Genomic DNA, 21,122 nt, shown 5'->3' on the forward strand with positions numbered 1-21,122 from the left:
TTTTCTCTTGTGAAGACGTTCGGTTGGGCGACCCGATCGGTGTCAGACGGTGAGGTCGCGCCGGATGATCTTGCCGGTCGCGTTGCGCGGCAGCAGATCCTGCGTGATCTTCCAGGTCTTCGGGATCTTGAAGTAGGCCAGACGTTCCTTCAGGAAGTCCCGAAGATCGTCTTCGGTGGCACTGCTGCCTGCGTGAAGTACAACTACCGCACCGACCTCCTGCCCGAGGTCGTCGTCGTCGACACCGATGACTGCGCATTCCTGGACATCCGGATGCTCGTCGAGGGCCTGCTCGATCTCGGTCGGGTACACGTTCTCGCCGCCACGCAGGATCAGATCCGAGCGTCGGCCGGTCAACCGGAGTCTGCCGTTCTCCAGCGTTCCGAAGTCGCCGGTCCGCAGCCAGCCATCGGAAGTGATCGCACCGTCGGTCGCGGCGTCGTTGTTCCAGTAGCCGAGCATCACGAACGGGCTACGGACACAGATCTCACCCTCGACACCCTCGTCGACCTTCTCTCCGAACGGGTCGCGAATCTCCATGCTCACGGTGAGGATCGGACTGCCGAGCGTGCCGGGGAACGCTTCGATCTCGGGTGCGGTTGCCACCGCAATTGCGGTGCTGCACTCGGTCAGGCCGTAGCTGTCCACCAGTGCTTGCTGAGCGAAGGGGAACTTCTCCTGCAACCGCTTCTTGAAGGCAGGCGACGACGGCGCCGATGCCAGCGCGAATGCACTCAGTGACGACAGGTCGTACTTGTCGGTGTTCTCATGGTCGAGCATGCGTGACGCCATGGTCGGGACGGCGCCCCAGTTGGTGACCCTTTCGCGTTCGATCAAGGCGAAGACCTTGTCGACGTCGAAGGCGCCCTCGGTCATGACGAGAGCGCTACCTGTGGCGAGCCGGGGAACAGCGAGGTTGTGGAGGCTCGCGATGTGGAACAGGGGCGACGTCAGAAGGTAGCGGAGGTCGCTCGGCGTGGAATCGTCGTACGGACGCCCGTACATGGCCGACATCATTGCATCGTTGAAACGGTGGTAGTCGATGACGGCTAGCAGATTTCGCTGGGAGTGCACTGCGCCCTTGGGCCGGCCGCTCGTGCCGCTGGTGAACAGGATGACGGCGGGATCGTCTTCGGCGACGTCGGCTGCCGGGAGTTCGGCGCCGGATGCCGCGGCGACGATCCGAGGCACATCCTCTTCCATCGTGAGCAACTCGAACCCGGACACTTCCGCCTTGGCGAGCAACTCGGCGCGCTTGGCGTCGGCGACGATCACCTTCGGCTTCACGAGGTCGACACCGTAGGCGATCTCGGCGGGCACCCACCACGAGTTGAGCCCGACAGAGATCGCGCCGAGGGCCTGTGCCGCCCAGAACGCGACGATCCACTCGGGAGAATTGGCTCCGAGGAGTGCGACCCGATCGCCCTTGCCCACGCCGTAGTCGTCGCGCAGGGTTGTGGCCAGCGCAGCGACCGCGTCGGCGTGCTGCGCGAAGGTCATGCGTCGATCTGCCGTAACGATGTAGTCGCGGTCTCCCCACTCCTTCGACTTCGCGATCACATCGCTGACACGCCGGTCGCGATTGACCATCACCGGGATGCGATTACCACGAACTTCTTCCACGGCAATCTCGAACCGTCCGCCGGGTCCTGTCAGCTGGGATACGACCTTCTGCAGCATCTGTTGGACGTCCGCTGGTGCTGTCACTTCGATCGCCTTTCGTCGGTGTCGCCGTGGGGGTTGAACAACTTTGCGGGGCGACGATCTCATGCTCGGTGTCCAGTATGGCGTGATCGCTACCACTGACCGGGAGTGGGCTGTGGTGACGATCACTTGGGAGTCTCACTCACCGGGAGTCCGGGATGTCCGTTGCGTGACGGTGGTTACTTTCGCCGCACCGACATGCCGCCGCGAGGTCCCGATCCTCGCCATTTTCGGCGCGCGCCCCGGACGAAGGAGCTCCACATCGTGAAACGAAGTACTGCGGCCAAACTGGTGGCCGGTTTGGCTGCCACCATGGCGGTGACCTCGGCCTGTGCGTCGGATCGAGGGACGGATCCGGCTGCTGCCGGCCTGGCCCCGGTCGCTGCCGCGGAAGCGACCGCCGCGCCGTCCGACGTGAAGTTCGGAACTCTGGAGTCTCCCTGTGGTGCAGGAGATGCCGCCGGCGCGACCGATCAGGGTGTCACCGACAAGGAAATCCGTATCGGCTACGGCGACGACAGCGGCTACACCAAGAGCCCGGGCCTGAACAAGGAGATGGGCGACGCTGTTTCCGCGATGATCGACTGGTGCAACGAGCAGGGCGGCATCAACGGCCGGCAAATCGTGGGCACCTACTACGACGGCGCGATGACTCAGGCGAACGCCGTCATGCAGAACGCCTGCGGCGCCGAGTTCATGCTGGTCGGGCACGGTTTCGCAATGGATCAGACGTCCGAGCAGACCCGTGTCGCCTGCAACCTTGCGGCGGTCCCGGCGTTCACTGTCTCCCCGGATGCGGCGAACGGGCCGATGACCTTCCAAGGTGTGCCGTTCCCTGTGGACTTCGCCAACGGGTCGCAGTGGTTCCAGATGGCCGAAATGCACCCCGACATGCTGAACGACTTCGACGTCGTCAACTCCACGATGCCGACGATCATCACCTCGACCACCAAGATCCGCTCGATCGCGGAGGCGGCGGGCTTCCGTCTGAAGGACTGCGGCGTAACCCTCAACTACGAGGGTGAGTCCAGCTACGTCCCATTCGCCGAGAAGTTCAAAGAATGCGGCGTCAAGGGCTTGTGGACGTCGAGGTCGCCGGTGCCCGCCGAGTTCAACTTCGTCAAGGCTCTCGACCAGGTCGGAATCGATCCCATTCTCATGGGTGAGGCCACGTGGTACGGCGACGCTGCTCGCGAGTGGAACGGCGCGAACGGTGGTCTGCTCGACAACCTCAACGCCGGTATGACCTTCCAGATGATCGAGTCCGCCGACACTGTTCCTGCTGTGCAGGACTATGTCGACATCATCAGTGAGAAGGGCGGTAAGACCGCGCTGCTCGGCATGCAGGCGACCTCCTCGTTCCTGCTGTGGGCGACCGCCGCGGACGAATGCGGCTCGGATCTGACCCGCCAGTGCATGGTCGACGAACTGTCGAAGATCCACGAGTGGGACGGCGGCGGACTGCACGCGGTGACCGATCCGGGTGCCAACATGCCGGCGAAGTGTGGCCTGGTCACCACGATGACCGGTGCGGAGTTCTCGCAGGCATTCCCTGCGGAGGCGGGCACGTTCAAGTGCGACGACCGTTACCTGGTTGCGACCGACGCGAGCACTTGGGGAACCGAGCTCGGCCCCGACCGTATCTCGACGAAGTACCTGAATCCCAACGTCATCAGGCCGGTTTCCTGATCCGATGACGACCGGTGCCGGCGGCGTACGCGCCGCCGGCACCGACGAGCAGAGGTTTTCGTATGGACACCTTCTTGACCTTCACAGTTCTGGGATTGGTGCTCGGATCGGTATATGCGATCGCAGCATCGGGCCTTGTTCTCACCTACAACACATCGGGCATCTTCAACTTCGCACACGGCGCGCAGGCGATGCTCGGGGCCTTCGCCTATTGGCAGTTCAAAGTCGGCTGGGGCCTGCCCACTCCCGTGGCGCTACTCATCGTGCTCGGCCTCCTCGGCCCGCTCATGGGCCTGTTCCTCTACACGGTCATCATGCGCGGAATGCGTGACACGGCCGAGGTGACGAAGATCGTCGTCACCGTCTCGATCCTTCTCGGCATGGTCTCGATCTCGCACTGGTTCTGGCATCCGGAAGAACCGCGCACCATGGCGATGTTCTTCGGTGACCAGAGCGGAATCGAGATCCTCGGCGTCGGCATCCGCTACCACGAACTGATCTGCATCGGCGTCGCAATTCTCATTGCAGTGGGCCTGCGCATCATGTTCACCCGCACCCGTACGGGCGTGGCGATGCGCGGCGTCGTCGACGATCCGGATCTGCTGCGGCTCAACGGACACGACCCGGATCGTCTCGCTGCGCTGTCGTGGGTGATGGGATCGACGCTCGCGGTGCTCGCCGGTATCCTGATCACCCCCATCAATGGCGGCACGCTCGAAGCCAACATGCTGACGTTGCTCGTCATCGACGCTTTCGCCGCAGCGATGTTCGGCCGCCTGCGCAGTATTCCTCGGACGTTCGCCGGAGCGATCTTTCTGGGTCTGGCGGCCACCTACGTACTCGCGTACTTCCCGACCTCCTGGAACTGGACGTCGAATTTCCGTGTATCACTGCCGATGATCGCGCTGTTCGTAGTGCTGATCGTGCTGCCTCAGGATCGTCTGCGCGGTGCGGTCACCCGAACCCGCGAGCGCTACCACGTGCCGTCGGTACGCAAGGCGGTGGCGTGGGCAGTGGCGCTGGTGATCATCGTCTACGCGATCCGCCTGCTCATGGTGACTTCGGCGGTGACGACGATGACGATCGGCATGACATTCGCGATCATCGCGCTGTCGTTGACGCTTCTCACCGGATACGCAGGCGAGATGAACCTCGCGCCGGTGTCGTTCGGTGCGATCTCCACGATCGTTGCGTTCCACTTCGGTATATCGGGTGCCGGACTTGCTGCCCACCTCAATTTGTGGGGCGTGGCGCTCGGCGTCGCCGCGGCCGCGGTGATCGGTGGTTTGATCGCGTTGCCTGCGCTGCGACTCCGCGGCCTGTATCTGGCATTGGCGACGATGGCGTTCGGCGTGTTCCTGTCGAACATGGTGCTGCGCGACACCACCCAGCGTGAACTCTTCGGTGTCCAGTTCTCGATCTTCACCGACGGCAACATCGCGATCCCGCCATTGAAGGTCGGACCACTCGATCTGCGCAACGAGACCGTGTTCCTCATGACCATGACGGTCCTTTTTGCAGTACTCGGCGTGGGCGTGATCGCCCTGCGCAACAGTGGCTACGGCCGGCGTTTGGCCGCGATGAAGGACAGCCCTGCGGCGTCCGCGATGCTCGGGCAGAGCCTCGTCCGGCTCAAACTCGGCGTCTTCGCGTTGTCGTCCGGTATCGCCGGTCTCGGCGGACTCTTCATGGCGAGCGCGATGGGGTCGGTGTCGAACGAAAGCTTCTCGATCATGGTGAGCCTGTCATTGTTGATGCTCACCGTCGTGGCGGGCATCGGCTACGTCTCGGGTGCCTTGTTCGGCGGCCTGATGTCGGGTATCGGCTTTGCGGTCATCATGACCACGTTCGCGAACCTCGCGACGGCGCAGCCCGGGCACGCCGATATGTGGACGCTCTTCGGCAATATCGCGGCGGTGAGCCCGGCGCTGATCGGTATCGGCGTTGCGCTCAACCCCAGCGGTAGTGTGCACCAGGTGATCGAGGGTTACCGCACCCTCGCGAACGCGAAGCCGGTACTGGCCGGTGGCGCGGTCGTGGTCCTGGTGTCGTATCTCCTTGCGCTCGTCGGTGTGTTGGACAACTGGTGGTTTGCGTCGATCACCATCGCGACGGTGTTCATGCTCCCCGTCGTCGGACAATGGCTGATGCCCGAGGCCGTGCTCGGAGCAGAGGAAGCGAAGCGCCGTGAGCCGCTGGTGCCGGAGCGTGTGGGTGTGGACGAGCCCTACAGCGAGCAGGTGCGCGACGAGATCGACCGCGAACTCGGCATAGCGGAGTACCTGTCGACGCCTCCCGCACGGAGCGATAAGGAGCTGGTCACCAATGGCTGACACACCGATCCTCGAAACACGAGGTGTCACTGTTCAATTCGGTGGTCACAAAGCAGTCAAAGATGTGAGCATCCAGATTTCGAATGGGACGATCACCGGACTGATCGGCCCGAACGGTGCCGGCAAGACCACGTTGTTCAACACCATCACGGGACTACAGAAGCCGACGGCAGGCAAGGTGTTCCTCGACGGCCGCGACGTCACCTCCGCGCCGCCGTACAAGCGAGCCAGGCAGGGCCTTGCCCGCACCTTCCAGCGACTCGAACTGTTCGTGTCGCTGTCGGTGCGGGACAACCTGCGCGTGGCAGGCGACATCCACAACGCCAACACCCGGGCGCGTATCGATGTGGAATCCGAGACCGACCGGCTTCTCGAGCTCACTGGGCTTGCCGATATTGCAGGCCAAGACGTCTCAGACATCCCCACCGGACGTGCTCGTGTGGTGGAGGTGGCGCGAGCACTGATGACGTCACCACGGGTTCTGTTGCTCGACGAGCCCGCATCCGGCCAGACGGAGCAGGAAACAGAGCAGTTCGCCGAACTGCTCACCGGCCTTGCAGAACAAGGGCTTTCGATCTGCCTCGTCGAACACGACATCCCTCTGGTGATGAAGCTGTGCTCGACGATCCACGTGCTCGACTACGGCGCGATTCTGGCCAGCGGCGACCCGGACGAGATCAAGAACGATCAGGCAGTGATCAACGCGTACATCGGAACCGAGGAGGAGGCGGTATGAGCACCGAACCGTTGCTCGAACTCGTCGATGTACGAGCGGCGTACGGATCGATCGAGGTTCTCCGCGGCGTCGACATAGTCGTGGAACCGGGAACTGTCGTCGCGTTGCTCGGGCCCAACGGCGGCGGTAAGACGACGACGCTGAGGGTGTGCTCCGGAATTCATCCGGTGAGTTCGGGAGAGTTCCGACTGGCCGGAAACGTTGTCAACGGCGCGTCCGCGGCAGAATTGGCACGCCTGGGAGTCTGTTCGATCCCGGAAGGGAGAGGGGTCTTTCCGAACCTGACGGTGCGGGAGAACCTGTGGATCGCTACCGGAACCGGTGTGGCGCTCCCCGCTCTCGAAGAGGTCGCGTACACCCGATTCCCGATTCTGGGTGAGCGGCGAAACCAGCTTGCGGGCTCGATGTCGGGTGGCGAGCAGCAGATGCTCGCTTTGTCGCGCGCGTTGGGAACCAATCCGACCGTGCTGCTACTCGACGAACTGTCGATGGGTCTTGCCCCTCGAATCGTCTCGCAGATCTACGACATCGTCGGCGAGCTCGCAGCCGAAGGTGTTTCGATTCTCGTCGCGGAGCAGTTTGCGCGGGCAGTGCTTCCCATCGCGACCAGTGCCGCACTGATGCTGCAGGGTCGAGTGGTTCACACCGGTGATCCGGCGGAGATCGAAGAAGCACTGTCTACCAGTTATCTAGGAGGATGACCATGACTCTCGTCGACGAACGGCGTGAACAGTTCAAGAAGGATGTTTCGTCGCTGGGTCTTGATTCGGCCGGCGCCGGATCAGGTGGGGCGAAGAGCAAGTACATCGGCTTGGCGCTGATGATCATCGGTGCGGTGGCCACCTTCATCGTGTACATCGCGTCGCTGACGTTGTCGGATTCCCGCGACCTGCTCTCGTACCAGCTGTTGAGCATCGGTTTCGTGACGATCACTTTGATCGGCATGGCGGTGTATCTCGCGGCGGCGGTCACCCGCGTACTGAGCCTGTGGCTCGTCCGGCAGCTGCTCGAAAGCAACGCTCAGGCGGAGAGGATGGCAGAGGCGCTCGCGCCCAAGACATCTTGATGAGGTGACGGCGATGCCGGTCAGCCCGGGTCCTCGACGTGTTCTGCTGGTGGTTCTGCAGCATCGTCGAGGTTCCCGGGCTTTTCGGATCTGTCCAGGTCGGATGTGTCGGGGTCCGGTTCGGGGGCGTCGGATGAATCGCTGATCAGAGCATCGACCCATCGCGTGGACTGATCGATATCGATGAGCAGGGCCTTCACGAGCAGCGTCAACGGCACCGCCAGAAGTGCTCCGAGTGCCCCCAGCACCCACGACCAGAACACCAGCGACAGGAATGTCACTGTCACGCTCAACCCGACGGCGTCTCCCACGAACTTCGGTTGGATGATCGACTGGATCACGAAGTTGATGACGCTGTAGACCACGATCACCCACAACATGAGTTCCGGTCCGCCTTCGAGCAATGCGAGAAGCGCGGGAGGAACGAGTCCGATGATGAAGCCGATGTTCGGGATGTAGTTGGTGATGAACGACAGCAGCGCCCAGAGGATGGGAAGTGGCACACCCAGCAGCCACAGCGCAGCACCGTCGAAGACCGCCACGATGAGACCGAAGACAGTGGAGACGATCAGGTACTTGCGTGTGCCGCCGACGAAAGCAGAGAGCGCGTAGGAGATGTCGGGACGCATCCGGTCGACGACGCGCATGCGGCGCCCGATGGTAGTGCCATCGATGGCCATGAACAGCAGCAGAGCCATGATGAAGACGACGTTCGAGACGACTCCGAGGAGTCCTGCCAGCAGGTCGTCGAGCAATCCGACGAGTTTCCCGAGATCGAGACTGCTCAGCGCGCTGGCGATGCGATCGTCGTCGACTCCGGCATCGCTCAACCGCGCATGTACCCCGTCGAGCAAGTTGTTCATGCTGTCGGTGTACTGCGGCAACTCTGTGGCAAGTTGGGCTGCGGACAGGAGAAGTGCGCCGATCAAACCGAGCAGGATGGCGTACACGGCTGCCAACGCGGCCAGCATCCCTGCCCAGACGGGAATCCCCCGCCGCGCGGCCCACGTCTGAATCGGCTGCACCGCAATGGTGAGCATCAACGCCAGGAACAGCGGAGCGAGCAAACCAGATAGCGCCCTTGCCCCGGCAACCGCAACGACGGTGGCTGCCAGGGCAAGGAGAACGATCAACCCCCGAGGAATCGTCCAGGGCAGCGGTGCCGATTCTGTGTTCACAGGTGTGTATCGGGAGCCCATCCGGATTCCTCCTGGTCGACGCTGTGTTATTCGGCGAAGACTTCGCGCAGGGCTGCTTCCTGATCATGGGAGAGGTTCGTCGAGATCAATTCGGCCTTCTGCCCCTTGAACTCGTCGTGAACTCGATCGAGGGTCGCGTCGGAGGTCAAGACGAACAGGGCAGACGTGCCCGGAGTGATCTTCTCCTTCAACTGCTTGATGAAGCTGTCGTCGATTCCGACATCGGTCAGAGAACCGCTCAGGGCTCCGATCCCAGCTCCGACTGCGGCACCGATGAGAGGAATGAAGAACAGGATGCCGAAGAGCAGTCCCCAGAAGGCACCGCCCAGAGCGCCGATCCCGGCGAGGTTGTTCAGCTGGCGTGTCTTCGGTTTCTTCGCGCCTTCGGCCCAACTGACCACGGCGGCGTCGTGCACGGTGATGAGTTCCTGACGCTGCAGGTCTTTCAACGTCTCGACGGCAGTGTCGGCGCCGGTTTCGGTATCGAACTTCCATACGGTCAGGGTTCCGGCCATGGATTTCCTCGATTCGGTGACGTGGTGATGCTGTCGAACTCGACGCTATGGTGCGGCCCGGTTTCGGGTCTTCATACGGCGAGGGTGAGATCCTGCGGGACTGGTCAGTCCGTGTCGGTAATCGGGTCTGCGCCGGCAACGGCGGCACGGACGGTCGGATAGACCGCGATCGGTGTGACCGCGGAATTCGAATGGTCCAGCACATCACCGAATTGACCGATGTCGCGTGCGATACGTAGCGTGATGCCGTTGCCGGCGAGCGTGTCGCGTAGTTCGAAAAGCATCTGTGCGGCACTGACATCGATGAACGGGGACGTCTCCGCATCCAGGACGACGATCCGAGTCTCGGCGGTGCAGCGCGCCTCGATCTGCTGGTGCACGTAGTCGGAGTTCGCGAAATAGAGTCCGGACTCGACCCGGACCACGAGAACGTCGGACCTTTCGGCGGCAAGGTCGCTCGACGGGCGTGTTGTGACATCCACCCACCGGTCGCCCTCGCGGACCAGTGACGCAACGTGCGGTCGGGACGACCGGTACAGCAACAGCAACATCGACACCCCGATGCCGATGACGAGTCCGGGAAGCGTATCGAACAGCAGCACGCCGAGCATTGCCGCGATCGCCGCAGCGAAATCTTCTCGCGCAGCGACGCCGTAGATGCTGCCCAGCCGGTCGGTCCACACCCGGTAGAGGCGGCGCAGCGCAGCGAAATCGACCAGTTCGACGACCGCCGCAATCACGATGGCTGCGAGTGCGGCGTCCGGCAGCTGTTCGAACAGCCCGGTGAGGAACAGCAGTGTCAGGACCACCAGGGCGGCGACCACGAGGCCGCTGACCTGAGTTCGCGCTCCCGCGCCGCCATTGACAGCGGTCTTGGAGAGGCTGCCGTTGACGACCATGCCCGAGCTGAAACCGGATCCGAGGTTGGCGGCGCCGAGGCCCAGCAGTTCGCGGTTGGGATCGACGGTGTAGCCGTGCTTGACCGCGTACGTCTTTGCCGCGCCCAGGCCTTCGGCGAATCCGATCAGCAGAACTCCGACGGCGGGCCCGAGGAGGTCGATGTAGTCGTGGAATCCGAGCCCGTCGGGTATGCCCAGTGTCGGCAGACCAGAATCGATGTGCCCGACGATGGCCACTCCTTTGTCGTCGAGACCGAAGACTGCTACCGCAAGGATGCCGACGGCCACCGCGACCAGCGCGCCGGGGATGAGTGGCAGCCATCGTTTGAAACCCAGGACGACGACGAGGCAGAGAGCGCCGACTCCCAGGGTGCGCCACTCGGTGTCGCCGAGACCTCGGACGACGCCCCACGCCTTGACGAAGAAGTTCCCTTCGGCCGTCTCGATTCCGAAGAGTTTCGGCACCTGCCCGATGATGATCGTCAACGCGAGTCCGACGATGAAGCCCTTGAGCACCGGTTCGGAGATGAACGACGCGACGAATCCGAGGCGGGCGAACCCGGCGATCAGACCTACGATTCCGGTGGCAATCGCCAACCCTGCCGACAACGCGATGAACTTGCCGTCGTCGGCGCCGGCGATCGGAGCGATGATCGCCGCTGACAGTGCTGCGGTGGCCGACATCGGGCCCACGACGAGATGCTTCGAACTGCCTGCTGCCGCATACAGAATCAGAGAGGGGATCGCCGCGTACAGGCCTACCACCGGAGGAACCCCCGCGATTGTCGCGTAGGCCAGTGCCTCCGGGACGAGGACCGCCCAGACCGTCAGGCCGGCGATGACGTCGGGGCGGATCCATGATGTGCGGTAGCCCTGCAGCGATCGGAAGAAGGGCCAGTAGGTCGTGGTCTGCTGATTCACTACAGTCCACCGAGGCCTTTACCGAGGACGACCGCACCCATGATCAGCAGTACGATCGCCATCACCACATGGTTGTTCGCCTGCAGCCATGTCTTGGTCGCGTCGAGCGCGCTCGCCAACCGTTCCGCTGCCACCGCATAACCGAGGACGGGCACCAGCACCGAGCAGGCGGCCAGCACAGTGAAGACCAGCCACACCACTATCGCGTTACCGGAGGACAATCCGGCGGTGCCGATGGCAACACCCGCAGACACGCACAGGAGCAGGTTCTTGGGGTTGACCGCAGACAGGGCGAGGCCGAGACCGGTGGCCTTGACGAACGTGAACTCGTCGATGGCCTGCATCCACTTGGGAGGTGCGGTGTCGGACCGCGATTGCCATTGCTTGAATGCGAGGAGTATCAGGAGGAGACCGAGGACCACCTTGACCCAGCCGGTGGTGGCTCCGTCTCCGTCGTCCGGAGTGATCGAACCGGCCAGGAGAATGACGATTCCGGTGACCGCGAGGATCCCGACCAGCCAGCCGAGACCGAACCCTGCGCTTGTCGTTCGCGCGTTGCGCGACAACAACATCAGGATCACGGCAACAATGGGTATCGGTGATATCGCGACACCCACGGCCAAGGGGAGGATATCTCCGATTGCGGCGCCCATGGCGGTAAGTCAATCAGCGCTGCGACGCGGCCCGGATCGCCTGTATCGGGTGAATCTCATCCGAGGAGTTGCTTTTTCGCGGCTGCGAATTCCTCGTCGGACAAGACACCGGCGGTGTGCAGTTCGCCGAGTTGCTTCAGCTTCGAGACCAGATCGTCGGAGGGGGCGGGCGGTGCAGGAGGAGCCGGGGCAGGATAGTCCTGTGGTGGGGGAGGAGCCTGCTGCTCTGTGTAGGCCTGCTTCTCGGCTGCGCGCTGCTGACCGCGCCGGTTGATGGCGTTGGACGTAGCGGTAGCTGTGCCCGAGATGACTGCGGTGCGTGCGACGGTGCCGAGAAGACCCGGACGACCGACCCGTCCTCTGCGGAAGACCATGGGATTGCCTTTCTCTACGTTGCCGACAATGCGGCCTCGACCGCATCCCTCGGTACCTGGACATGCAGTTCGACCTCGCCCCCGGCCTTCCGGACCTCGCCGGCCAGTCTGCGTGCCCACGTCTCCTCGTACACGATGACCACTGCCGACGTGCCGAGCTCCATCGAAGAGCGGACGACGTCGAGGTCTTCATCGCTGACCAGACCGAGCGGGTCGACGGTGAGACCGTCGAGTCCGGTTTCGGAGAGTGGTTCGTCGATCTCGACCTGGGTGATCGAGCCGTCGTCGTCCTTGGCCAGATAGATGAGATCGAGCACCGTGGCATATCCGCGGTCGACCACTTCGGTGAACGCTGCGGTCACAGCTGGATCGATCCGCGTTCCGGGGAACGACAGGACGACCATTTCGACGGGTCCGATGGCGGCTGGCTGCGTCATGTGTCAGATCCTTCCGAAGATGCCCTTGTTCTCGCTTCACCTGATTCGGATGAGGTTCGGCCCGCGTGAACCAGTACGCGGAGTCGACGCAGGTTGCGTGGTATTCGGGGGTGCATGGGAGGGTAGATCAGGCTCAGTGCCGAGCCGAGGGTGAAGTAGCTGCGCAACACACGGAAACCCAGATACATCGGAATGTACTTCACGGAGCTGGGTCGCCAGATCAGGCAGACGACGACGGTCATGATCATGGACATGCCGAGCAGAGTTGCGACGATGGGTTGCCACCGCATCGCGGTGAATGTGGAGTGGAAGGCGAATCCGGTGATCACCGCGAAGAGAAGCAGCGGTGCCAGCATCGCCCGACGGGCCGCATTGACGAGGTTGAAGGGAAGGACGAAGGTTCCGGCCATCGTCTGCCGATCGAACAACATTGCCCTGTTGCGGGCGGTCAGGTGGTAGATGCTGCGGAACCAGCGTGTGCGCTGTTCGAGCAGATGAGCATACGAGGCGGGAGTTTCGCTGTAGTACACCGCGTTCGGATCGGAGACACTCTTGTATCCGGCTGCTGTGAGGCGCATGCAGATGTCGGTGTCTTCGCCGTTCATGCCCTGGACCATGCCGCCGACCTCGAGGACTTGGCTGCGCCGGTAGACAGCGAACATCCCCGGGATTCCCATGACCCCGTCATATCCGTCGAGGGAGACCTGGAAGAAGCCGTGTCGCATGTAGACCTCGACAAGCCGGCACTTGTCCATCCAGGTCTTCTCCTCCGCGGGCATCGGAATACCGCCCACGCAACCGACGTCGGGTTCGGCAAAGTGCCGCATCGCGTTCTCCAGGCAGCCGGGGCCGATCACGGTGTCGGCGTCGATGCGAACGATGAATTCTTCACGGATCCGGTCGATGCCCATGTTCAGCGCAATGGCCTTGCCCGGGGTGGGGCAATCCAGCACCTCACCCGTGATGTGGGTGCAATTCCGGATCTCTTCCTCGGCGGTCTCGCGAGTGGCGTCGGTGGAGGCATTGTCGACCACGTAGAGGTGAATTCGCCCAGGGTAGGTCGCTGCGCCGTCGTCGATCGAGGAAATGGTGGCGCTGATGCTGTGCGCCTCGTTGTGCGCCGGCACCAGAATTGCCGCTGGCGGGGCGAAATGAAGCTCGCGGGACTTCCTGAGGGTCCGGAATCCGAGGACCGCCGTGCATGCAGCGAGAATCTGCTGCATCAGGAACACCCCGGCACCGATGCCACCCAGAATCGCAAAGTTCTTCAACACCTCGACGACGTCGAAGAGGAAGTGGACCGCTACCGCAGCACCGACCATCGCGATGACCAGACAACACGCGAGTTTGAGGAATGAGGCGAGAGGGATGTGTGCGGGGACGGCGGGCAGCGGTCCCTGCGGAGGCAACTGGGCCTGCCGCAACAGTGTGTGGGGAAAGATTGCCAATGCCGCGAGCCCTGCAATCATCTGCCCGGCGAACACCGAAATCGAGACCACCCCCGCAGCGGACAGCAGACCGCCGATGAAGTCGACAACTATGCAGAACACAGCGAACTTCCCGAGAAGACTCACCCCGATGAACAGTCGACGCCAGCCATTCGAATACGCGAACAGGGCGTAGGTGAGAAAGAACAATGCGATGAACATGCGCAGTGGAAACTCGACGTTGCCTCGCCCCTCGGGAAACAACACCAGATCGCGGGGCACATCGGCGAGTCCGGAGTGGATGAGGAAAGTGCGCACGCACATGACGAGAATGGAGATCCCGACAAAGACGATAAGGAATCCGTTGGTCCCGCTGGCAGGTCGATTGACGGCATAGTCGGCAGGCGCGCTGTCGACCGATCGGAAATGATCCGCGATGGGTGCGCGGTCACCGTCCCCGGTCTGTGGTCGGTCCTCCGACACATTGGTCATCGTGGGAGGTCCTGCCGCGGTGGAGGATCAGTCGCTACGGTGCCGTCGCCGTCGATGGTGAAGCTGCCCTGCTGAGTGATCACCTGTGCGACCTCGTGCCCGAATGTCGGCAGTTGGGTGTGTCCTATGCTGCCTAGAGCTTGGATCATCACACCGCCGGCCCCGCTGGTGCTGGTCGCCGTCTCAACGAGAAGACCGTTGTCGAACGTCGGGATGTCGAGTGCAGCGTGATCCGGGCCGGCGACGATCCGCCCGTCGCTCAGGTTTGCCGGAGAAGTGACGTCCGGCGTACTGCCGATGACGATGAAGGGCCGACCAGTTGCCGGATGCTCGTTCCATAGGAAGTCGGGATTCTCATTGGCGGGTGTGAATTTGGTGATCGTGGGGATGATCGCGTTGAGTTGTTCGACCACCCGATCGCCGGCGTCCTCAGGCACATAGACGGCGAACCCGGGCGCCAAGGTCCAGGGTACTGTGGTGAAGCCCGCACCGGGATCGGCTCCAAGATCGAGAGTGGAGTCTGCCTGTAATTGGATGGGGTAACTGGTCACCCGCACGTCACAGCCTCCGAGATCGCGGTCGCGTTCGACCGACAGCGTCATCGCGTTCTCGAGCAGTTCGCGACCCGGTGGCAGTGGGATCGTCACCCTCCCTGCCGTGTCGTTGAGTCGATGGCTGGCGACCAGTGCTCCGTTGAGTTCCACGTTGAGGATCCAGGTCAGGTCCGGAGGTGAGGCCGGGAGTTGAAAGTTGGCGGAAACCGACTGCGGTAGACGGCCTTCCGGTAGGTCGGAGAGGGAGTATCCGATCTGCCAGCGTCGGGTCTCGGTGATCTGGCCGACGGATGTATCGGCTCCCAGCGCTTCGAGTGGCACCCGATCGCCCCCGAGAGGTGGAGTCGATATCGCCCTGGGGTCTGCATCCGCACCATCGGCGGTGGTGACAGTGGGGCTTGTGAGATAACGCGAGATCTGCCCACCGTCCGACGTCGTGACAGCCAACACGGGAGAGTCGGAGAGCCGGCCGACGACAATTCCTTCGGCTGCGTCGTCCGGCCCTGCCCATCCCTCCTCACGAAGGGCGTCGTCCGGACCGACCAGGATGGTGCTGCGTCCATCCGGTTCGGGCACGTCCGATGCGAAGGTGACCTCGTGGCCTGCCCGGGTGAGCGCGATACCCATTTGCGCGGCAGCAGTGCGCCATTCGGTGCCGTCGTCGGCCAGGACGATGGTCATGTCGCGGTCCCAGGACACCACGGCATCGCGAACCGTGTGAACCGGCTCGGTGAGGGCGGCCTCGACCATCGAGTCGGGACCTAGGTGGACCAGTAATCCTGAGGAATGGTCTGGGGTGCAGGTTTCGTCATGGCGGGTGCCCACCGCACGGACCTGAACACGGACTTGGCCGTCGGCCGCGATCTGATCTGGTACGTCGATGTAGGCGTCGACTTCGTTTTCGCCGGTGGCGAGCTTATTGTTGAATACCTGCTGCCCGTCCATTGACACCGACAGGAATACCGTGCTGTTGTCCGGTATTTGAGAGGTCCCTGCGAGATGCAGGCGCGTCTGGCTGCGCTCGGAGTCTGCGGGCAACGTCACAAGGTAGCTCGTCGAGGGTGAATCGTCGGTCAGCCATACTCCGTCGGCATGGCCCGATCCGGCCAGCGTCTTGATGAAGTGACGGTCTGCCGGTACGTGCAGACTGTGATCATCGGCGTCGCGAGTGAACCATGTCGGCCGTAGGAGGAAGAACGCCAGTAGCGCCACCAGGGCCACTGCGAGCACGACCCACGCTGACTTCGGGACCGAACGTCCCTTCTCGCCGGCGAAGTACTCGGACGTCTCCGAGCTGTCATCACCGGCCGGGTCGGGGTCCGGCTTGTCCGTCGCCGGTGTGCCGTCGTTGTGTTCGTCGTCGCTCAAGTGTCGCTCCCCTCGCAGGTGGACCTACGGTGTCCGTCCCGGACGGCTCGGCGGATATGAGACTTGGGGCGACGCCGTCTGCGTACCGCCGCGCGATCTGGAACCGCGCCATCCACAGATTCCGATTCAGTGCAATCGTGTCCTACCCTGATTCCCGGAGTTGTCGTTGCAGGCCGAAAGTTCATTCTCGTTCTCCCCCCGACGAGGGTTTGCGATCATTCGACTGTGAGCACGCTCGGCGGACGCCTGTCGATTCCTGTTCCAAAAGGATGTGCACGGGATGCGATCCCGCTCGACGCGATCCGCGTACCTCTGAGCGATCTCGACGGACTCTGTGAGCAGGCCTGTCGCGAGCTTGATAGGTTGCAGCCCGAGCGTCACAAGTTGGTCGTTTCGTACCTGGAGCTGGTTTTCGTCGGCTTCCCTGCGTGGGTTGGACACGGATGTTACTTCGGCGCCGAGCAGGTCGGCGACGAGGTGCGCCAGATCGGACACTCGGTGCGTCTCGGTCACCTGGTTCATTACACGCACCCGCTCCGACACCTCCGCACCCGATTCCACTGCCAGCCGGATGCAGCGGACTGTGTCGCGGATGTTGATGAAGGCGCGGGTCTGTCCACCCGTCCCATGGACGGTGAGGGGATATCCGATCGCGGCCTCGACGAGGAACCGGTTGAGAACGGTTCCGTAGTCTCCGTCGTAGTCGAATCGATTGATGAGCCGTGGGTCGAGCGCGGTCTCGTCGGTCTGTGTGCCCCACACGATCCCCTGGTGGAGGTCGGTGATGCGGAGACCGTCGTTGTTCGCGTAGAACTGGAAGAGCAACTGATCCAACGATTTACTCAGGTGGTACACGCTGCCCGGTTGTGTGGGATACAAGATCTCCCTGCTGTGATTCCGACCCGTGCGGTCGGGGTATGAGACGGTCAGATACCCCTCGGGGAGATCCATCGGCACCGATTCGTAGCCGTAGACCCCCATCGTGCCCAGATGCACGATATGGGTGTCGAGTCCGAGCTCCACCACGGCTGCGAGGAGATTGTGGGTGACGGCCACGTTGTTCTGGATGGTGTAGCGCTTGTGGGCCGGTGACTTCATCGAATAGGGCGCTGCACGCTGTTCGGCGAAATGCACCACGGCATCCGGTCGCTTCGTCGCGAGAAGTTCCGTCAACGACGAATAGTCCTCGGAAAGATCCATTTCCACGAAGTCGATCTCACTGCCTGTGACGTCCCTCCACGATCGGAGGCGCTCGGGCAGTGGCCGTATGGGTGTCAGTGACCGAACCCTGAGTTCATCGTCGATGCGTCGCCGCACGAGGCTGTCGACGATCGTGACGTCGTGTCCGTGTGCGGAGAGATGAAGTGCGGTCGGCCAGCCGCAGAATCCGTCGCCGCCAAGGATGAGCAGGTTCATGGGTCGCCTCTGCCGGATAGTGAGTATGACGGCACGGCCCCTGACGAGTGCACGAAACGTCAGGGGCCGTGCCGTGGTGTCTACGGTGTCACGATCGCGAAGTCCGGGTCCGGAGAATCGAGATATCCGACCAGCTCTGCCAACACGGCGACATTGCCGTCTGCCTCGACCGATCCGTCCTTGACCATGGCATTCAGATCCGCGCCGCCGAGCAGGGCTTCGTGCAGTTCTCGATTCGTGAGTGTGAAGGTGGCATCTGGCGCCGGGAGATCCGCGTCCCCGAGGTCGAAGTGGACGAGCAGCCCGTTTCGCAGTTGAGCTCGATGGGTGATCGATTGATCGCTTACCCGCCAGTCGATCGTGATCTGCGCGTCCCATGCTCGGGGGCCGTCGACCCTCAAAGCGAGGGCGTCGAAGACCTGCTCGACGGTGAGTGCACCGGCAATGTCGGGGGATGCGGTCGACAGCGGTGTGCCGATGCCTCCGTTGCGGAGTTCGTACGCGCCCATCAGGAAGAAGTTCCTCCAGGTTCCGTTCTCGGAACCGTAGCCGAGTTGCTCGAGGGTGTCGGCCTGGAGCGCTTTCGCTTCGGTGTTGTCGGGATCGGCGAAGATGACGTAGTTCAGTACCTGTGCAACCCAGCGGAAATCGCCGTCATCGTACGAACCTCGTGCTTTCGCGATGACTTCCTGCGCGCCACCCATGAACTCGACGTGTCGCTTCGCGGATGCGACAGGCGGGTGCTCCCACAGGTTGGCCGGGTTGCCGTTGAACCAGCCCATGTAGCGCTGGTAGATCGCCTTGACGTTGTGGCTGACCGAGCCGTAGTAGCCGTGCGTATGCCAGGCCGTCTCGATGGCTGGGGGCAGGTCGATGTCCTCGGCGATCTCGATACCCACGGAACCTTTGTTCATGGCGCGGAGCGTCTGGTCGTGGAGGTAACCGTAGAGGTCGCGCTGCACCGACAGGAAGTCGGTGATGCGCTCGGTATCCCACGTCGGCCAGTGATGCGACGCGAACAGCACATCGGTGCGGGATGCGTAGCGGTTGATCGACTCTGTCAGGTACTTCGACCACACGTGCGGGTCGCGGACCAGCGCACCGCGCAGCGTAAGGAGGTTGTGCAGCGTGTGGGTCGCATTCTCGGCCATGCACAATGCACGTTTGTCGGGGAAGTAGAAGTTCATCTCCGCGGGGGCCTCGGTGCCCGGCGTGAGTTGGAATTCGACGCGCACCCCATCGATCACCTCGGATTGTCCGGTGTGATCGATGTGGACGGTCGGGGAGATGAGCGTCGGCGTGCCGGTGGAGTTCGTGGGTCCGAGACCAGCACCGATGGATCCCTGAGCGCCACGCGGAAGCGCTGCCCCGTACATGTACGCGGACCTCCGCGCCATCGCGGTCCCCGCGTACACGTTTTCGGCGACCGCATGTTCGACGAACCCGACCGGGGCCACCACGGGGCAGCGCCCCGCCTCGACATCTTCCTCGGTGGTGACACCTTTGACGCCACCGAAATGATCGATGTGGCAGTGCGAGTAGATCACGCCGGTGACGGGACGCTCTCCTCGGTTCGCGCGATACAGGCCCAGCCCTGCGGCGGCGGTTTCGGTGGAGATGAGCGGATCGATGATGATGACGCCGGTGTCGCCTTCGACGATGGTCATGTTCGACAGATCGAGTCCGCGGATCTGGTAGATACCCTCGGCGACCTCGTAGAGCCCCTGCATTGCGCAGAGCCTCGACTGGCGCCACAGACTCGGGTTGACGGTGGGCGGGCATTCTCCTTCGAGGAACGCGAAGGCATCGCTGTCCCACACGGTGTTCCCCGACGCATCCTTGACCACCCCGGGGTCCAGGGAGGCGATGAACCCGCGCTCGGCGTCGGAGAAGTCCTGATTATTCGAGAACGGTAGGGTCCGTTGTGCTTCCGAATTCTTGTTCGACACAGTGGTTGTGGCGTCCTGATGATGCGTCATGTATCGATCGTGCTGCCGTCTCCGTGCAGTGCCATCACCTAGAGCAGGTGAATTCGCCGTGGCTCCTCATCGACCGATAGGCCGGGAGATCGCTGCCGATCGCGCGACACCCGACAGGAGTGACACGATTGCGGTACCGACGACGAGGTAGAGCACGGCGCTGCATACCTTCGAGGCCAAGGTCGCGTCGAACATGAAGGGCCACAGCGCGACGGCGACGGTGGCGAGAGTACAGATCCAAGAGAAGAAGCTCGTGGCACTCGGTGTCGACACCATGAGCAGGTGGAGCAGGCCTGTCGCGACCAGTGCCGCAATGGCGGCGAGCACCGCAAGGTTGGCGGCCTGGGATCGCCCGAACAGTATTTCCGGGGTGATCACCGGGACGTCGAGCAGTTCACGGATGACGAGTAGTCCCACGACGGCCGCGAGAGCTGCGACGACGGCGGTAGCGAGGCCACCCGACCACAGCTTCTTTACGTCCACTGCGTTCGTCGTACGGTCCGGATTGTACTGGGACATTCAGCGAATCCTCTCTCGATCAGTCGGGAAGTCGGCTCATTTCGATGAGGGTGATCCCCAGTGCATCGAATCGTGCTAGTACCCCGCGTAACTCGGTCGGACTCGCGATCGAGCCGTAGAGCATGGTGTACGCACCGGGAATGTCGGACACGTTCAGTTCCGGAAACGCGGTGAGCGTGCGTTCGGACAGCGTGCCGGCGACGGTGAACGAATATCGCACGCCCTTCGGCCACGAATCTGGCTGCATCGCCGCTCCTCTCGTGGTGCACCCCACAATGTCGCGCCCGGCGTCGACTGCGCTTCACCCGTAAGTGGTGAACCTCGAGAGATCACCTGTCGCGGGCGATGTGAGATCCCGGGAGCCCGCGTGCAATGGGGCGTGGCGGACCGTCCCAGGTCCGAATCACACACGAAGGGAATCGACTATGTCTTCGTCCGATGGAGGCGTCAAACAAGGCTTCGCCGCCGGTACGTCGATTGCGGCTGCGCTCATTCTGCTCGTCATCGGCGTGGTATCGATCCTGCAGGGGATCTCTGCCATCGCCACCGACGAACTGTTCGTGGTCGGCGCCGAGTACATATTCGAGTTGAACACGACGGCGTGGGGCTGGATCCATCTGATCGTCGGCATTCTCGTGGTCATCACCGCGTTTGCGCTGATATCGGGGGCCACCTGGGCACGATTCACGGCGATCGTCCTGGCCTGCCTGTCGATCATCGCCAATTTCTTGTGGCTGCCGTATTACCCGATGTGGTCGATCCTGATCATCGCCTTGGATATCGTCGTGATCTGGGCCGTGTCGACGTGGGACCCTGATCGCTGAGCTCATGTCCGGCCTCT

At 62.8% G+C, this 21,122-nt stretch carries 19 protein-coding genes; 6 read left to right on the forward strand and 13 right to left on the reverse strand.

The annotated features are described in order from the left end of the window. Positions 1-42: 42 nt before the first annotated feature. Positions 43-1,707, reverse strand: coding sequence for a class I adenylate-forming enzyme family protein (locus HCA61_RS24635; RefSeq protein WP_169690819.1), 1,665 nt, complete (start codon positions 1,705-1,707; stop codon positions 43-45). 261 nt (positions 1,708-1,968) lie between these two features. Here HCA61_RS24635 and HCA61_RS24640 point away from each other — a divergent pair, with 261 nt between their 5' ends. From HCA61_RS24640 to HCA61_RS24660, 5 genes are all read left to right on the forward strand, one after another. Beyond that, positions 1,969-3,393 carry an ABC transporter substrate-binding protein gene (locus HCA61_RS24640; RefSeq protein ID WP_169690820.1) on the forward strand — a complete coding sequence of 475 codons (1,425 nt, stop codon included), beginning with the start codon at positions 1,969-1,971 and terminating at the stop codon, positions 3,391-3,393. Between the two features lie 62 nt (positions 3,394-3,455). Next, complete coding sequence (locus tag HCA61_RS24645) at positions 3,456-5,726, forward strand: ABC transporter permease (RefSeq protein ID WP_169690821.1); 2,271 nt, start codon at positions 3,456-3,458, stop codon at positions 5,724-5,726. Then, positions 5,719-6,462 (forward strand): ABC transporter ATP-binding protein, encoded by a 744-nt coding sequence (locus tag HCA61_RS24650; RefSeq protein ID WP_169690822.1) that lies wholly within the window; start codon positions 5,719-5,721, stop codon positions 6,460-6,462. Before HCA61_RS24645 ends, HCA61_RS24650 begins: the two co-directional genes overlap by 8 nt. Then, positions 6,459-7,163, forward strand: a complete 705-nt coding sequence (locus HCA61_RS24655) for an ABC transporter ATP-binding protein (RefSeq protein WP_169690823.1) — start codon at positions 6,459-6,461, stop codon at positions 7,161-7,163. Before HCA61_RS24650 ends, HCA61_RS24655 begins: the two co-directional genes overlap by 4 nt. Further along, entirely contained in the window at positions 7,160-7,528 is a 369-nt protein-coding gene (locus HCA61_RS24660) for a hypothetical protein (protein ID WP_169690824.1), read from the forward strand. The genes HCA61_RS24655 and HCA61_RS24660 overlap by 4 nt, the downstream gene beginning before the upstream one ends. 20 nt (positions 7,529-7,548) lie before the next feature. Here HCA61_RS24660 and HCA61_RS24665 read toward each other — a convergent pair whose 3' ends face one another. From HCA61_RS24665 to HCA61_RS24720, 12 genes are all read right to left on the reverse strand, one after another. Continuing rightward, entirely contained in the window at positions 7,549-8,727 is a 1,179-nt protein-coding gene (locus HCA61_RS24665; protein WP_169690825.1) for an AI-2E family transporter, read from the reverse strand. 26 nt (positions 8,728-8,753) lie between these two features. Then, positions 8,754-9,242 (reverse strand): DUF1269 domain-containing protein, encoded by a 489-nt coding sequence (locus HCA61_RS24670; protein ID WP_054712398.1) that lies wholly within the window; start codon positions 9,240-9,242, stop codon positions 8,754-8,756. 104 nt (positions 9,243-9,346) lie between these two features. After that, entirely contained in the window at positions 9,347-11,062 is a 1,716-nt protein-coding gene (locus tag HCA61_RS24675) for a SulP family inorganic anion transporter (RefSeq protein WP_169690826.1), read from the reverse strand. Continuing rightward, complete coding sequence (locus HCA61_RS24680) at positions 11,062-11,715, reverse strand: GAP family protein (protein ID WP_169690827.1); 654 nt, start codon at positions 11,713-11,715, stop codon at positions 11,062-11,064. Before HCA61_RS24680 ends, HCA61_RS24675 begins: the two co-directional genes overlap by 1 nt. A gap of 56 nt (positions 11,716-11,771) precedes the next feature. After that, a complete protein-coding gene (locus tag HCA61_RS24685; RefSeq protein WP_169690828.1) occupies positions 11,772-12,089 on the reverse strand; it encodes an SHOCT domain-containing protein in 318 nt (105 codons plus the stop codon). Positions 12,090-12,103: 14 nt separating this feature from the next. Next, positions 12,104-12,526, reverse strand: a complete 423-nt coding sequence (locus HCA61_RS24690; RefSeq protein ID WP_169690829.1) for a DUF6325 family protein — start codon at positions 12,524-12,526, stop codon at positions 12,104-12,106. Next, complete coding sequence (locus HCA61_RS24695; protein ID WP_169690830.1) at positions 12,523-14,445, reverse strand: glycosyltransferase; 1,923 nt, start codon at positions 14,443-14,445, stop codon at positions 12,523-12,525. The genes HCA61_RS24690 and HCA61_RS24695 overlap by 4 nt, the downstream gene beginning before the upstream one ends. Beyond that, positions 14,442-16,367 (reverse strand): hypothetical protein, encoded by a 1,926-nt coding sequence (locus HCA61_RS24700; protein WP_169690831.1) that lies wholly within the window; start codon positions 16,365-16,367, stop codon positions 14,442-14,444. The genes HCA61_RS24695 and HCA61_RS24700 overlap by 4 nt, the downstream gene beginning before the upstream one ends. A gap of 126 nt (positions 16,368-16,493) precedes the next feature. After that, entirely contained in the window at positions 16,494-17,783 is a 1,290-nt protein-coding gene (locus HCA61_RS24705) for an NAD-dependent epimerase/dehydratase family protein (RefSeq protein WP_169690832.1), read from the reverse strand. Positions 17,784-17,863: 80 nt separating this feature from the next. After that, positions 17,864-19,762, reverse strand: a complete 1,899-nt coding sequence (locus HCA61_RS24710; RefSeq protein ID WP_169690833.1) for an alkyl sulfatase dimerization domain-containing protein — start codon at positions 19,760-19,762, stop codon at positions 17,864-17,866. Between the two features lie 66 nt (positions 19,763-19,828). Then, positions 19,829-20,281, reverse strand: coding sequence for a DUF6069 family protein (locus tag HCA61_RS24715; protein WP_054712409.1), 453 nt, complete (start codon positions 20,279-20,281; stop codon positions 19,829-19,831). 19 nt (positions 20,282-20,300) lie between these two features. Continuing rightward, positions 20,301-20,528, reverse strand: coding sequence for a hypothetical protein (locus tag HCA61_RS24720; protein WP_054712439.1), 228 nt, complete (start codon positions 20,526-20,528; stop codon positions 20,301-20,303). A gap of 178 nt (positions 20,529-20,706) precedes the next feature. Between HCA61_RS24720 and HCA61_RS24725 the strand changes: the two genes are divergently transcribed. Then, entirely contained in the window at positions 20,707-21,105 is a 399-nt protein-coding gene (locus HCA61_RS24725) for a hypothetical protein (protein ID WP_169690834.1), read from the forward strand. Positions 21,106-21,122: the final 17 nt, after the last annotated feature.

It is taken from the genome of Rhodococcus sp. HNM0563 (assembly GCF_012726195.1).
Taxonomy (GTDB): Bacteria; Actinomycetota; Actinomycetes; order Mycobacteriales; family Mycobacteriaceae; genus Rhodococcus.